Genomic DNA, 13,961 nt, shown 5'->3' on the forward strand with positions numbered 1-13,961 from the left:
GCCCTACCCCACCTTCCGCGCCAGTTCAGCGTCGGTCGCATGGCGGCTGGCCTTGTACGGCAGACCCAGATGCTCGCGCAGCGTCTGTCCTTCCAGCTCGCGCTGGTGGTAGCCGCGCGCCTGCAGGATCGGCAGCACCTGGGTCACGAAATCGTCCAGGCCTTCGCGCTGTGCGGCGAAACCAAGGATGAAGCCGTCGCTGGCACCGGCATCGAACCAGCGGATCAGCTCATCGGCCAGATGCTCCGGCGTACCGATGAAGTTCGGTCGTGGGCTGACCGCCTCCAGTGCCACCTGGCGCAGGCTCAGCTCCTTTTCTCGCGCATCCTGCTTGATGCGATCGGTGGTGGAACGGAACGAGTTGCTGCCGATCTCACCCAACTCCGGGAAGGGCGCGTCCGGATCGTACTGGCTGAAATCATGGTGATCGAAGAAGCGCCCCAGGTACGCCAGCGCATCCTCCAGCGTGGCCAGTGCAGCGATCGCCTGGTACTTGGCTTCGGCCTCCTCGGCAGTACGGCCGACGATGGGGCCGATACCCGGGAAGATCTTCACGTCATTGCCGCTGCGGCCATGCGCGATCGCCGAGTTCTTCACCTTCTGGGTGAACGCGCGGGTTTCTTCCAGCGATGGCGAATGAGTGAACACCGCGTCGGCATACTTGCCGGCCAGCGCGATGCCGTCGTCAGACGAACCGGCCTGGAAGATTACCGGCTGGCCCTGTGGCGAACGCTGGATGTTGAGCGGCCCTTCCACCTGGAAGAAGCGGCCCTTGTGGTCGAGGCGGCGGAACTTTCCCGACGCGAAGAACGTACCGCTGTCGCGCTCACGCACGAAGGCGTCGTCATCCCACGAATCCCACAGCCCCTGCACCACCTCCAGATATTCGTCGGCGATCTGGTAGCGCAGCGCATGCTCCGGGTGCGGCCGGCCATAGTTGCGACCCGAACCTTCCAACGGCGAGGTCACCACGTTCCAGCCAGCACGACCACCACTGAGCAGATCCAGCGAAGCGAACTGGCGGGCCACGGTGAACGGATCGCTGTAGGACGTCGACAGCGTACCCGCCAGGCCGATCTTCTTCGTTGCCGTGGCCAGCGCCGACAGCAGCGAGATCGGCTCGAAGCGGTTGAGGAAATGCGGGATCGACTTCTCGTTGATGTACAGGCCGTCGGCCACGAAGCCGAAGGCGATGCCGTTTTCCTCGGCAGTGCGCGCGATGTCGATGTAGAACTGCAGGTTGACGCTGGCATCGGCCGGGTTGGACGGATGCTTCCAGGCATGCATGTGGCTGCCGGGGCCCTGCAGCATGATGCCGAACGGAATGTGGCGCGGGGTGGTGCTCATGGAAATCGCTCCTGCAGGTCAGGCCACCGCCGCGCGCGGCGCGGGCGACAGCAGTTCAAGGGATGTCAGGCGTGCGTCGAGGTCGGCCACCGGCGCATCGAGGATGAACTCGCCCACGCCGAAACGCCGGTGCAGCGCATCCAGTTCGCCGCGCACGTGCTGCGCATCACCGGACAGCACGCTGGGGCGCGTCTCCTCGATGCGGAAGTCGGCCACCCCCACCTGGCGCGCGTACTCGGCAGCCGCCTCGGGGCTGGGCAGGTTCACCGTCTGCCCCGGGCCAAGATGCAGCTTGTAGACGCGCAGCGCACCGATATGGCGTGCGGCTGCTTCGGCAGTCGGCGCGGCGAAGGCCACCGTGGCCAGCAACGGCGGTTGCGTGGAGACACCGCGGTAGGCGTCGAACGCGGCCTCGATGTGTTTCGGGTCGCCATCAAAGTGCGCGGCATACACGAAGCGCCAGCCGAGCTCGGCCGCCTGCTGCGCACTCTGCGGGCTGGCACCGAGCAGGAAGCGCTCCGGCGCCTGCTGTGGAATCGGGCGCGCCAGCGCCTCGGTTGCGGCACCGGACAGATAGCCCTCCAGGTCGCGCAGCTGCTGGTCGAAATCGGCGAATGCCGGGCGTCCCGCCGCCAGCGCGGCGGTCGATGCTGGCAGGCCACCGGGCGCCTTGCCCACGCCCAGATCCACGCGCCCCGGTGCCAACGCCGCCAGCAGGTTGAAGCTCTCGGCCACCTTGTACGGCGCATAGTGGCGCAGCATCACCCCGCCACTGCCGATGCGGATGCGACGGGTCTGCGCCAGCACCCAGGCGGCCAGCACTTCAGGCGCCGGGCTGGCAAGCGCCGGCGCGGCATGATGCTCGGCAAACCAGTACCGGTGATAGCCCAGCTGCTCGGCGCGCTGCGCCAACTGCAGGCTGTTGCGCAGCGCCTGCTCTGGCGAGGCGCCTTCGGCCACCGGGCTCTTGTCCAAGACGCTGATCAGATAGCTCAAGGTCGTGTCCTCGCTCAGGGGTGGGCCACGGGAATGCCAAGCAATCCGTTCAGCGCAGCCAGGATCGGCTCGGCACCGGAGATGTACTGGCGGTCCTGATGCGCGCCACTGGCCAGCTCGCTGCGCACGCCCTGCGGCAGCACCAGCTTGGGCAACGACTGGTCCTGCTCGCCGATCTCGGCGATCACCTCGCGGCGTGGCCGCGCGAAACCAATGCGACGTACGTCCAGCTGCGCGTCGAGGCCGTCGATGCTCGACAGCGCCCCTTCCAGCAGCAGGCTGTGCCGGCAGAAGAAGCGCTGGCCAGGAATCTGGCCATCCTCGAACTCGCGGTCGAGCAGGAACAGGATGGGTTTGCTTGCTGCGTCCAACGCCACGGGAGTGTCCTCATCAGGGCCGGCAATGCGATGCCGCTTCGATTTCGATGCTAGGGATGCCGGTGCTTGCGGTGGCGGTGCCAGGCGACAATCGGCGGTCAGATCCGGCCACGCAGATGCGCCTTGGCCATATGCAAAGCGCCGCCGGTTATGGCATCAGGCGATGCGTCGCAGTGGCGCCGCTACCGCCAGCGCCTGCGTAGCCAGATGCCCGGCCGCACGCTCGGTCGCCAGCGCGATGCGGGCCTGCAACGCTGCACTGTTGAGGTGCTCGCCATCAAAGTCGGCCGGCGTGGCATACACCCCGATCGGCAGCGTGTGCGCCTGCAGGAAGCTGAACAACGGCCGCAACTGGTGGTCGATCACCAGTGCATGGCGCTCGCTGCCACCGGTCGCCGCCAGCAGCACCGGTGTATCCACCAGCGCCTCCAGCCCGATGAAGTCGACCAGGTGCTTGAACAGCCCCGGATACGAACCGCGATGCACCGGCGCGGCCACCACCAGCAGTTCGGCGGTCTCGATGGCCTGCAGCGCCTGTTCCACCGCCGGCTCCACTTCATCGCGCGACAGCGACTGCCCCACTGAGCGCGCGATCGGCGCCAGCTCCACCAGCTCCACGCTGGCGTGCACCCGCTGCTGCAACGACGCCAACAGGTGCCGCACCAGCAGCAACGTACGTGACGTCGCCGAGCTGGTCGGTGACCCCACCACTGCAACCACCCTCAATGCAGAAGACATGAACTGCTCCTCGATGATGCCGAACCCCGTCCGGCCGCCTTTCGCGTTCTGTAGAGCCGAGCCATGCTCGGCTGCTCCACCTCAGAACCGGTAATTGATCCGCCCGTACCAGAACGTCCCGATCCGGCTCAGCACATCGCCCGAATCCCACGTCGTCTCGATGCTGGCCACATCGGTAGCACTGCGCGCGTACTCCGGCACCTTGCGCGTGCGCTTGTCGAACACGTTGTTGACGCCCAGCGCCGCGCTCCAGCCCGCACCCAGCTCCACCGCACCTGAAAGGTTGGTCACCAGCACCGGCGGCTGCCTGTATTCCACGCCGTTGTTCAGGCGCTTGATCGGGCCGTAGTAGGTGAAGTCGACATTCGAGCGCCAGCGCCCGTTCTGCCAGCCCAAGCCCGCCACCTGGGTGTAGCTGGGCGTGCGGAAGCGCAGTGCGTACTCGCTGGATTTGGTCAGCAGGTTGATATTGGGCAGCCCCTGCAGCGCCGCCGGAATATCACTGACCTTCCGGATCGTGGTGCGGCCGACGTTGGCCGCATAGCTCCAGCGCAGCTTGCCCCACGCCGTTTCCTGGTTCGCTTCCAGGGTCAGCTCGACACCGCGTGTGCGGGTATTGCCCACGTTGGTGAAGTAGCTGGCATAGAACGCATCACCCGGCAGGATGCTGATGCCGGCCGAACCCAGCAGCGCATCGATGGTGTTCTTCTGCGCCGCAGTCAGCACCGTGCCGCTGTTGTCGGTGATGCGCGCTGGATCCTGCGCGTTGTAGCCGATCTGGCTGGACTGGCCGAGCTGGCCACGGATGTCGATCTGGTAGGCATCCACGGCCAGGTGGAACGCCGGGCTCGGGTCCCAGGTCACGCCCAGGCTGTAGTTGGTGGCCTTTTCCGGCTTCAGCGGTGTGGCACCCAACGCATTCGCCGCCGGCGAAGACACCTGTGCCACCAGCGTGGTGCCGCACGGGCAGCTGCCGGTGGCCTGGTAGAACTGCGCGCCCAGGCTGGGCGCATGGAAGCCATTGCTGACCGTCGCGCGTACACCCAGCGCATCGGTGAAATCGAAGCGGGTGGTCAGGCGGCCGGTCGAGACACTGCCGAAGTCGGAATGGTCTTCCCAGCGCGCGGCCGCATCCAGATACCAACGTGAGGTGATGTTGGCGGCCGCACCCACGTACACCGCCTTGCTGTTGCGGGTGGCCTTCACCGCGTCCGCAGTGGAATAGCCGACGAACGCTGCAGCACCAAAGCCGGTGTACGACTCCCACTGCCCCGCCCCGCGCTCGTACTGTTCATGCTGGTACTCAGCACCTGCGCTCACTTCCAGCGGCGAAGCGAATGCCGCCACCTCGAAGCCACGGCGCAGGTCGAGGTTGGCGATGCCCTGCTGGTAGTCCAGCTTGCCGTCGTAGAAATCGGTGGGCGAGCCGGGGTACTGCAGCGAGTAGTTCACCGAGTTGCGCGTATAGGTGCGCACCGTGCTGCGATTGCCGGTCAGGCTGGCGTCGTAATCCCAGCCCGCGATCTGGCCTTTGACACCTGCGATGCCGGTGTACTGCTTCTCCTTGGTTTCCAGCACCGGCAGGAAGCCATCGGGAAACACGCTCAGCACACCCGGCGCCTTGTAAGTGGTGAAGATGGTCGCCGGCAGGCGGAAATTCTGGATCGCCTGCGCGGTTCGATCACTGGCGGTGGCATTGGCGTAGAACTGGGCGCTCTCGCCCAGGCCATGGCCCACGTTCACCGCAAACGCCTTCAGCGCATACGATGGCGAACTGAGGATGGTGTTGGCCTCGGCATCGCGGTTGGCCTCGGCCGGGTTCGGCGATGCGCCGGCCGGCAACCGGTTGTTCGGTCGCAGCGCGACCAGATTGCCGTTGGCATCTACCGCCGGATAGCTCAGATAGCCATCGATGTAGCGGCGGGTACGGATCGCGTGGTGCTGCCGCGTGGTTTCGCCCGACAGGTTGACGAAGCCATCGGCGCCCCACGGCAGGCCCACGTTGGCACGCACGCTGGTGCGCGCGCCATCGCCATCAATGCTCTGCCCGCTTTCCACGGAAAGCTCGCCACCGTGTGCCTGCGATTTCAGGATCACGTTGACCACGCCGGTGATCGCGTCCGAGCCATAGATGGCCGACGCGCCATCGCGCAGTACTTCCACGTGGTCGATCGCCGAGACTGGAATCAACGCCAGGTCTGCCCAGGCATGGCCGGGGAAACCGCCGCCGTTGGCACCGCTCACATAGGCACTGGCATTGCGGCGCTTGCCGTTCACCAGCACCAGCGTGTAACCCGGCGAGAGATTGCGCAGCTGGTAGCCACGGATCAGGCTCTCCTGGTCGCTCTGGTAGCCACCGATCTGGCTCAGCGACGGCAGGCTGCGCTGCAACGCTTCCAGCAGGTTGGCCTGGCCGGTCGCAGCAAGGTCCTCTGCGGAAATCACATCGATCGGGGTGGAACTGTTCTTCACCGTGCGCGTGCTGGTGCGCGACCCGGTAACGACCACCGCATCCAGCGTGGACGCTGCCACGTTGGCCGTTGCAGCGGTGGCAGCAGGATCCGCATCGGCGTCAGCCGCATGGCCAGGCGATGCGGCCAGAACGCTGGCGATCAGGACGGCGAGAGTGTTCAGCACAGGGGCGTGGGCAGCAGGCATGGGGCTCGTGGGGGTGGGCCGGAAACACGCTTCCATTCAAGGGCCTGTTCACCCACCGCGACAGGCGCGATCGCGTCACCCAGCCGTAACATCCGGCCACCCACATGACCGCTGGTAATGACGTTAGGTGGCCGCAACGGTGCGCTGCTGCCTGTAGAGCCGAGCCCACGTTCGGCTGCTCTTCGCGACGGCGTCAGATGCATCCCCCCTGCCGGTATTGAGCCGAGCGTGGGCTCGGCTCTACAAGAGGGGAGCGACTGCTCCATATGCCTGGCAGGCATCACCTCATGCCCGCGCACCACGCAGCGCCGCGCATCTCCACCCGTAGCATCAAGCCATGCCCAGCCCACCCGCCGATCCCACCGCGCCGCTCGTCGCCATCGTTGCCTGCCACGGCCAGGGGCTGTTCGAATTCGGCTGCGCGGTAGGCCTGTTCGCGCCTGTGCGGCCGGAACTCGGCGTGGCCTGGTACCGCACCCAGCTGTGCGCGGGTGAACCCGGTGCACTGCGCATGCTCGGCAATGCACAGGTGCAGCTGCCCTACGATCTCAGCACTGTTGATGACGCCGACATCATCGTCATTCCCGGATGGCGCGAACCCAGCGAACGCCCGCCGCAGGCACTGCTCGATGCACTCATCCGCGCCCACGTCCGTGGCGCACGCATCGCCTCGATCTGCTCTGGCGCCTTCGTGCTGGCCTGGGCCGGGCTGCTCGATGGCCGCCCGGCCACCACCCACTGGCGCCTCACCGAAGCGCTGGCACGCGACTTTCCGCGCATCGATGTGCGCGAAGACGTGCTGTACGTCGACACCGGCAACGTCATCACCTCGGCCGGCTCGGCCACCGGCATGGACATGATGCTGCACATGGTGCGCAAGGACTACGGCGCGCGCGTGGCCAACCTAGTGGCCGAGCGGCTGGTACTGGCGCCATGGCGTGATGCCGAACGCAGCCAGCGTGTCAGCCGCGCCATTCCGAATGGCGAGCCCTCGCGTCTGGCAAAACTGATGGAATGGATGCGCCGCAACCTGCGCGAGCCGCACTCGCTGGGCAGTCTTGCCGAGCAGGCCGCGCTCAGCCAGCGCACGCTGCAGCGGCAGTTCCTGGAAGCCACCGGCCTGTCACCCATCGACTGGCTGATCCGCGAGCGCGTGGCATTCGCCCGCGAGCTGCTGGAAACCACCGACCGGCCGCTGCAGTGGATTGCCGAGCAGGCCGGCTTTGGTTCGCAGGAGTCGTTCCGCCGGCACTTCCGCGGCCAGGTGGACGCCAGTCCTACCCAATACCGCAGCCAGCATCGCGGCGGAATTGGCGCGGATCGGTTGGTGGGCTGCTGATCCAACGCATCACTCCCGATGATGCGTGAGGAAAGGCTCACGGCAGGCTATGGCGACCCACGTATAGTGACGGGCGTCACAAGAAGCCCCTTCCATGCTCCACGCATTTGCCTACTCCAGCCACATGTCGGCTGCGCTTTCCGATGAAATCCTCCGGCAGATCGTCTCCCGCTCTGCCACGTTCAACCGTCGCGTGGACGTCACCGGAGCGCTGCTCGTCGACGGTCAGCGGTTTTTCCAGTACGTCGAAGGTCCGCCCGACGGCCTGGAGGCGGTCAAGCGCCGCATCCATGACAGTCGCTCGCATGCTGCCGTCGTTCCGGTACTGGACATGGCCATCAGCGCGCGTGCTGTTCCCTATTGGGCCATGACCCGCATCGAGACCGGGCAGGTCGTGGTGTCCGGCCTGGTCAATGCACGATGGGACGAATTCGGCCATTCCGTTCCGGGCATGGATCAGCTCGTCGGCCTGCTGCGTCCGCACTTTCCGCGCATCGGCCCGCTCAGTGCGCACCATGCGCCCGTCGGATCCAGCTGAACCGCCGCCTTGCGCGCGTAGTCCCACGCGGCCGCGTGCTCCCTGCAGACGTCATCATTCAAGCCGCGTTACCCATCGTTCCTGCCAGATCCACAGCATGCCTGTACCCGCTCAACCTTCAACGCAAACACGTGCCTCGCCCGCCGAGTTGTTCGAGGTCGTCGTCCTTCGTGCAGGCACGGCCCTGTTCGCGATCGACGTACAGGTGGCCGTGGAAATACGCGGCCCCGAGACTTTCGGCCCTGCAGATCAGCATGGCAGGCGGAACCTGGAGGTACGAGGGCAGCCATTGCCGGTGGCCGACCTGCGCAGGCTCAGCGGGCAACCGGCGTTCGATGGCGGCAGCCCAGCCATGCTGTTGATCAGCGCCGGCACCGCAACCCTGGCGCTAGCGGTAGATGAAGTGCTGGAAATCGAAACACCGGACGCATCTCCAGACGCAGCCTCGCCGGCGCAGGGTCGACCGTTCAACTTCTGCAGCCGGCACGTTCGGGTGGATGCCACACGTTCGGCTGCGCTGATCGAACCGCAGTCGCTGCTGGCCGCGCTCGCGGTGCGGGACTGAGGCGCCTCTGCTCAAGGGCGCCTGCGAACCGGTTGAAACCGCATGCGCCAGCACTGCGCGGCAAAGCCGATCACAAACACCACCGCCAATCCCAGCAACGTGTGCAGCACCACCGGTGCCATCGGCGCAGCCGCAATGGGATGGTTCACCGGCAACCGTGTCAGCGTTTCATTCACGCCTGGCACCAGCGACAGCAGGAAGCTGAAGGACAGCGCAAATGTCGACAGGTAAGGTGCGGCGCCACCCAGCCAGCGCAGCCGGGCCGCCAGCACGCCGCCGAACGCCACCAGCAGCACGATCACTCCGAATGCGTGGCCCGGGTTGATCCCGCCCGTACTGGAGACGGTGAACGACGTTGCCACCGACAGCACCAGCCCAAGCAGGTACAGCTTGCCGGAGCGTGTCGCGGGGTCGATCGCGCGATGGCGAATGAAGGCATACAGGCCGGCGAACACCGGTACAAGGCTGACGGCCGTATGGATCACGCCCAGCGTGGACAGAGAGTGCGACATGGAACATCTCCAAGGGTTGATTGAACCTACTAGTAGGTAGACTTCTAGATCAAAGAAAAGGCCTACGTTGCCGCAGGCCCAGCACACATCCATCAGGCAGCCGCGCTCACCCGCGCGATGGCCAACCGTGCCAGCGCAGCAAACGTCGCCGCATCGCCGAAACCGCGCGCGGCCAGCATCGCGCCATGCACCGAGGACATGAACGCTCTGGCCTCATCGGCCACCGAACCCTGCAGGCGCAGTTGACCCAGCGCCGCGCCCTTTTCCAACGTGAGCGCCAACCAGCCACTCAAATCCTCGAAATGCCCGCGTACTTCTTCGGCAATCTCCGCAGGGATCATCGGCGCCTCTGCCGCCAGCATCGCGCAGATGCAGAACGAAGACGTGCCACCGCCAATACAGCTCGACCAGTAGTCCACATACGCGTTGAGCTCCTGCAGCGGGTCGTCCAGCTGCCGGTCCAGCAGCGCCAGGCCTTCGCGCGCCTCGGCCCGGTACAGCTCAACCACCGTGCGCACCAGGTCCGCCTTGCTGGGGAAATGGTGATGGATGCTGGCCTTGCTGATGTTCACCCGCGCCGACACGTCGGCGTAGCTGAAGCCGTTGTAGCCACCGGCCTCCAGCAGCGAACGGGCGTGGGCCAGGATCTCCTGGGCCTTGGGCGAGAGCGGCTCTTTCATGTCGTCAACCTACTAGTAGGTTGACTCACTGTCAACTCCCCGCTGCGAGGTCGGCAGCATCTGGTAGTGCCGGCCGCTGGCCGGCAACTGCACGCCCCTGACTCCACCGGGATGCCGGCCAGCGGCCGGCACTACCAAACCCGGGCATTCGTGGCGGGTTTTGACATGCAGGTATTTACCTGCATATAGTCCACTCAAGGGCGGCGCCTGCCGGCCCATGCGAGGAACCTGCAATGGTGGATATCGCACACCGGGTCGGCATCAAGGCCCCCGCAAGCCAGGTGTATCAAGCACTGGCCACCCCTGAAGGCGTCGCCGCCTGGTGGGCCGAAGACACCCATGGCGACCGCGATACCGGCGGCACGGTCAGGGTGCGCTTCACGAACAACGACCAGGAAATCGGCGCCATGGAAATGCAGCTCGAACAGCTCATTCCCGGCGAGCTGGTGCTCTGGAAGTTCCTCGTCGGCCCTGCCGAATGGATCGGCACGCATGCGCGTTTCGTGCTGAAGCAGGAAGGCGACTACTGCATCGTCCTGTTCACCCATGAAGGCTGGAAAGAGCGCATCGAATTCACCTCCCACTGCAGCACCAAGTGGGCGGTGTTCCTGCTGAGCCTCAAGGCCCTGCTGGAAACCGGCAAGGGTCAGCCCAATCCACACGACATCAGGATCGACAACTGGAACTGAAGACGCCCCGCATGAATGCAGACAAGGTGTTCAAGGCCTTGGCCGACCCCACGCGCCGGACGCTGCTGGACCTGCTCTGCGAAGACAACGGCCAGACCCTGGGCCAGCTGTGCGAGCACCTGGACATGGCCCGGCAATCGGTCACCCAGCACCTGGGCCTGCTGGAAGACGCCAATTTGATCAGCACCATGCGCCGTGGCCGCGAGAAGCTGCACTTCATCAACCCGGTGCCGCTGCATGAAGTCTACGAGCGCTGGGTACGCAAGTTCGAGCAGCAGCGCCTGAGCCTGCTGCATGACCTGAAACGCGAACTGGAAGGAGAATGACGATGTCCGCAGAGACCACCCGCTTCATCCACGTGATCTATATCGCCTCCACCCCACAGAAGGTGTTCGAGGCCATCACCCGCCCCGAGATCGCCAGCCGCTACTGGGGCCACGAAAACGTCTCGGACTGGAAACCCGGCTCGCGCTGGCAGCACGTGCGCGCCAACGAAACGCGCTCGGTCGAACTGGTCGGCGAAGTGGTGGAAAGCACCCCGCCCTCGCGGCTGGTCATCACCTGGGCCGCCGCCTCGCAGGCCGACAATCCCGATGCCTACAGCCGGGTCACCTTCGAGATCGTGCCCTACCAGGACATGGTGCGGCTGACCGTCACCCACGACGAATTGGAACCCGGCAGCGGCATGGATACCGGCATCCGCCAGGGCTGGCCGATCGTGCTGTCGAGCCTGAAGTCGCTGCTGGAGACCGGCAAGGGATTGGATGTGTTTGCGAAGCCGAGCTGAGTCGTGCCGCTATCGGCGGCGGAGCGCCATCAGCCGCCTGCGCCACCATCCGCTCAATCGCTCACTGTGCGCGCGCCCGTATTGTCCGTGCACATCCTGTTTGATCCAATCCGCCAGCAGGCGCAGATAGCCGTCGGTGATCCGCGTCGACACGCGGTTGCCCTCGGCATCGATGCGGAACTCGACCATGCCATGGTCGGTGTCGGGGAACAGGTAGGTCTCGATCGGCTGTCCTGACGCGCGCAGGCGCCCCAGGATGGTGCGCGTGGCCGCAATCGGTGCGGCGCGGTCCTGCTCGGCCAGCACCCATAGCAACGGCACCTTCAGGCGGCGCAGCGCAGCCTCGGCGTCGTAGTCCCAGATCAGCTCCAGGTTATCGAAGCGCGCGCGACCGATCCGGCGCAGGTCAGCATCACTCATGCGCAGCATGTCACCGCTGTATTCGCCACTGATGGTCTTTGCCCACGGCGCGGCACCCACCTGCGCACGCACCTTCGCCAGCGCCTCGAAACCTTCACTGAAATGCGTGCGCATCAGCTGCGCGGTGGCCTCTGACAGCTGCCCGACCTGCTTCATGGCCGCCGGATCCAGTTGCAGGCGGTGCGCCTCGTCGAACAACTGCTCGCGGTCCTCCTCGATGGGCGAGACCACCAGCCCGAAACCGATCGCCACGAAATCCGCCTGCGAACGCGTGGCCGCCAGCGGCGCGATCCAACCGCCCTGGCTGCCACCGAAGTAGCCGGCACGGCCGAAGCGGCCTTTGGCCAGTTCACGCGCCTTCGCCAGCGCCGCCGCCGCGTCGTCGGCCAGCAGCTCGAAGTTCTGCGTGTACTCGCCTTCCGAATCGCCGGTGCCACGCTTCTGGTAGGCGAACACCGAGATTCCCTGCGCCACCAGCATGCGTTGGTAGATCGCCGCCACCGCCATCGTGCGTTCCGAGCCATGGACCAGCACCACCAGCGGCCGCTTGGGATCGGCCGGACCGGCGGGTTCGATCAACTGCCCGACCAGCTTGGTTCCGGCACTGGTGAAAGTTGCATCGGTATCGCGGGTGGACAGTCGCTGCCAGCGCTGCGTGGCCCCCGCAGGCGAGCTAACGCTGACCACATCGCCGCTGCAGCTCACCGGTGCGTTGGCATCGCCGGTGGCGCCACGTCGCCCGTCCAGCATCAGATAACGCTGCCCCGTGGCCGGTGCCGCAGCGGGTGCGCCCAGCACCACGATGTTGCCCTGCCCATCACCGTAGGCACTGGCCGTGCACAGCTCGGCGGCTGCAACCGGCAGGCCCGAACACACCAGCACCGCGCTCAACAACGAACGACTCTTCCACCCTGCCATGCCCGTCCCCATTGCAGTGAACCCGCGTCGCGCAGGCGCCGGGCGCAGCCTAGCGCGTTCGTTCGCCAGATTCATGCTGCACCCGCTCGCCGTCGCCTTCTGCCATGGCCATACTGGAAGGACGATACGGACTTCAGAATGCCATGCACCCACACTTGGAACACATCGGCACCACCCGCATCCTGCGCGTCGGCCCGCAGGGCCCGACGCTCGATGCCACCACCCTGCGCGACCTGGTCGGCGATGCCCTCGGGCACCAGGCCGAGTGGATCGCCGTGCCGGTGCAACGCCTTTCGGCGGACTTCTTCGAGCTGCGCTCCGGCATGGCCGGGCAATGGCTGCAGATGCTGGTGAACTACCGCTTGCGCTTCGCCGTACTGGGCGAAGTCAGCGCCTACCGCGCACAAAGCGCGTCGCTGGATGCATGGATCACCGAGTGCAACCGCGGCCGCGACGGCTGCTTTGTCGCCGATTGGGATGCCCTGCTGGCACGTCTTCCCGTATCGGCCAGCTAGCGCGCCGTCCAGCCCCCATCCACCGGCAGCGCCGTGCCGGTGATCTGTGCCGCCGCGTCCGAAGCCAGGAACACCACCATCTCGCCCAGTTGCTCGGGCGTCACGAACTGCAGCGACGGCTGCTTTTCAGCCAGCAGCGCACGCGCGGCGGTCTCCTGATCCGTGCCGTCGTTCTCTGCAAGCGCGGTGATCTGCCGCTCGACCAGCGCCGTCCGCACCCAGCCCGGGCAGATGGCATTGGCGGTGATGCCGGTGCCCGCATTCTCCAGCGCGGTTACCTTGGTGAAGCCCACCACGCCATGCTTGGCCGCCACATAGGCCGACTTGTTCACCGAGCCCACCAGGCCGTGTACCGACGCGATGTTGATGATGCGACCGGCGCCCTGCTGCTTCATGTGCGGCAACGCCGCCGCCGTTGCATGGAACACCGCCGACAGGTTCAGCGCCAGGATCGCATCCCACTTGTCGACCGGGAATTCCTCGATCGACGCGGTGTACTGGATGCCAGCATTATTCACCAGGATGTCGATGCGGCCCATCGTCGTCACGACGCGGTCGATCATCGCGCGCACCGCCTCGCCCCGGGAAAGGTCCGCGCCATCGTGCACCACCCGCACGCCGAACTCAGCTTCCAGGCGGGTACGGATGCGTTCGATCTCCGCCGCATCGCCGAAGCCATTCAGCACGATATCGGCACCTTGCCGCGCCAGCGCCGTGGCGATGCCAAGACCGATACCGCTGGTGGAGCCGGTGACCACCGCAACCTTTCCACTGAACATGGGTGAGCTTCCATTGGGCGTAGGTGGCCAGTGTAGCTTCACCGGCGCGCCCCTTTAAGCGACGCTACCTTGGTCAATCAACGGTTAGAACGCGTTGGGTACC

General features: G+C 65.9%; 16 protein-coding genes. 7 read left to right on the forward strand and 9 right to left on the reverse strand.

What is annotated here, in order from left to right; translation table 11 throughout:
• Positions 1 to 3: 3 nt before the first annotated feature.
• The 5 genes from AC5P7S_RS11540 to AC5P7S_RS11560 all read right to left on the reverse strand — a co-directional run bounded on the left by AC5P7S_RS11540 (position 4) and on the right by AC5P7S_RS11560 (position 6,116).
• On the reverse strand, positions 4 to 1,347 hold the full coding sequence (locus tag AC5P7S_RS11540; RefSeq protein WP_095377709.1) for an LLM class flavin-dependent oxidoreductase: 1,344 nt from the start codon (positions 1,345 to 1,347) through the stop codon (positions 4 to 6).
• 18 nt (positions 1,348 to 1,365) lie between these two features.
• Positions 1,366 to 2,343 carry an MsnO8 family LLM class oxidoreductase gene (locus AC5P7S_RS11545; RefSeq protein ID WP_095377710.1) on the reverse strand — a complete coding sequence of 326 codons (978 nt, stop codon included), beginning with the start codon at positions 2,341 to 2,343 and terminating at the stop codon, positions 1,366 to 1,368.
• 14 nt (positions 2,344 to 2,357) lie between these two features.
• Positions 2,358 to 2,720: a DUF3088 family protein gene (locus AC5P7S_RS11550; protein ID WP_065197036.1), complete on the reverse strand. Its 363-nt coding sequence runs from the start codon at positions 2,718 to 2,720 to the stop codon at positions 2,358 to 2,360.
• 156 nt (positions 2,721 to 2,876) lie between these two features.
• Entirely contained in the window at positions 2,877 to 3,458 is a 582-nt protein-coding gene (msuE, locus tag AC5P7S_RS11555) for an FMN reductase (RefSeq protein WP_053498382.1), read from the reverse strand.
• A gap of 81 nt (positions 3,459 to 3,539) precedes the next feature.
• Complete coding sequence (locus tag AC5P7S_RS11560) at positions 3,540 to 6,116, reverse strand: TonB-dependent receptor plug domain-containing protein (protein WP_095377711.1); 2,577 nt, start codon at positions 6,114 to 6,116, stop codon at positions 3,540 to 3,542.
• A gap of 337 nt (positions 6,117 to 6,453) precedes the next feature.
• Here AC5P7S_RS11560 and AC5P7S_RS11565 point away from each other — a divergent pair, with 337 nt between their 5' ends.
• The 3 genes from AC5P7S_RS11565 to AC5P7S_RS11575 all read left to right on the forward strand — a co-directional run bounded on the left by AC5P7S_RS11565 (position 6,454) and on the right by AC5P7S_RS11575 (position 8,558).
• A complete protein-coding gene (locus AC5P7S_RS11565) occupies positions 6,454 to 7,455 on the forward strand; it encodes a helix-turn-helix domain-containing protein (RefSeq protein WP_095377712.1) in 1,002 nt (333 codons plus the stop codon).
• A 94-nt stretch (positions 7,456 to 7,549) separates the two neighbouring features.
• Complete coding sequence (locus AC5P7S_RS11570) at positions 7,550 to 7,993, forward strand: BLUF domain-containing protein (protein ID WP_095377713.1); 444 nt, start codon at positions 7,550 to 7,552, stop codon at positions 7,991 to 7,993.
• 97 nt (positions 7,994 to 8,090) lie between these two features.
• Positions 8,091 to 8,558, forward strand: a complete 468-nt coding sequence (locus AC5P7S_RS11575; RefSeq protein ID WP_095377714.1) for a chemotaxis protein CheW — start codon at positions 8,091 to 8,093, stop codon at positions 8,556 to 8,558.
• A gap of 11 nt (positions 8,559 to 8,569) precedes the next feature.
• Here the strand turns inward: AC5P7S_RS11575 and AC5P7S_RS11580 are convergent, their stop codons facing one another.
• Both AC5P7S_RS11580 and AC5P7S_RS11585 read right to left on the reverse strand, forming a co-directional pair.
• A complete protein-coding gene (locus AC5P7S_RS11580) occupies positions 8,570 to 9,070 on the reverse strand; it encodes a hypothetical protein (RefSeq protein WP_095377715.1) in 501 nt (166 codons plus the stop codon).
• A 92-nt stretch (positions 9,071 to 9,162) separates the two neighbouring features.
• Positions 9,163 to 9,750, reverse strand: a complete 588-nt coding sequence (locus tag AC5P7S_RS11585; RefSeq protein WP_095377716.1) for a TetR/AcrR family transcriptional regulator — start codon at positions 9,748 to 9,750, stop codon at positions 9,163 to 9,165.
• A 233-nt stretch (positions 9,751 to 9,983) separates the two neighbouring features.
• On the opposite strand from AC5P7S_RS11585, the gene AC5P7S_RS11590 reads away from it, so the two are divergent.
• The 3 genes from AC5P7S_RS11590 to AC5P7S_RS11600 are packed head-to-tail and all read left to right on the forward strand — an operon-like array spanning position 9,984 to position 11,226.
• The gene (locus AC5P7S_RS11590; RefSeq protein WP_095377717.1) at positions 9,984 to 10,439 is read left to right on the forward strand and encodes an SRPBCC family protein; all 456 of its coding nucleotides are present in this window, start codon (positions 9,984 to 9,986) and stop codon (positions 10,437 to 10,439) included.
• Between the two features lie 11 nt (positions 10,440 to 10,450).
• On the forward strand, positions 10,451 to 10,765 hold the full coding sequence (locus AC5P7S_RS11595; protein ID WP_095377718.1) for an ArsR/SmtB family transcription factor: 315 nt from the start codon (positions 10,451 to 10,453) through the stop codon (positions 10,763 to 10,765).
• 2 nt (positions 10,766 to 10,767) lie between these two features.
• Positions 10,768 to 11,226 carry an SRPBCC family protein gene (locus AC5P7S_RS11600; RefSeq protein ID WP_069139948.1) on the forward strand — a complete coding sequence of 153 codons (459 nt, stop codon included), beginning with the start codon at positions 10,768 to 10,770 and terminating at the stop codon, positions 11,224 to 11,226.
• 9 nt (positions 11,227 to 11,235) lie between these two features.
• Here the strand turns inward: AC5P7S_RS11600 and AC5P7S_RS11605 are convergent, their stop codons facing one another.
• A complete protein-coding gene (locus tag AC5P7S_RS11605) occupies positions 11,236 to 12,564 on the reverse strand; it encodes an alpha/beta hydrolase family protein (RefSeq protein ID WP_095377719.1) in 1,329 nt (442 codons plus the stop codon).
• A 143-nt stretch (positions 12,565 to 12,707) separates the two neighbouring features.
• Between AC5P7S_RS11605 and AC5P7S_RS11610 the strand changes: the two genes are divergently transcribed.
• Positions 12,708 to 13,079 carry a DUF4180 domain-containing protein gene (locus AC5P7S_RS11610; protein WP_495213632.1) on the forward strand — a complete coding sequence of 124 codons (372 nt, stop codon included), beginning with the start codon at positions 12,708 to 12,710 and terminating at the stop codon, positions 13,077 to 13,079.
• Here the strand turns inward: AC5P7S_RS11610 and AC5P7S_RS11615 are convergent.
• Positions 13,076 to 13,858: a 3-hydroxybutyrate dehydrogenase gene (locus AC5P7S_RS11615; RefSeq protein ID WP_005416264.1), complete on the reverse strand. Its 783-nt coding sequence runs from the start codon at positions 13,856 to 13,858 to the stop codon at positions 13,076 to 13,078. The genes AC5P7S_RS11610 and AC5P7S_RS11615 overlap by 4 nt on opposite strands.
• Between the last annotated feature and the right edge of the window lie 103 nt (positions 13,859 to 13,961).

It is taken from the genome of Stenotrophomonas sp. YJH_SMC_32 (genome assembly GCF_059369975.1).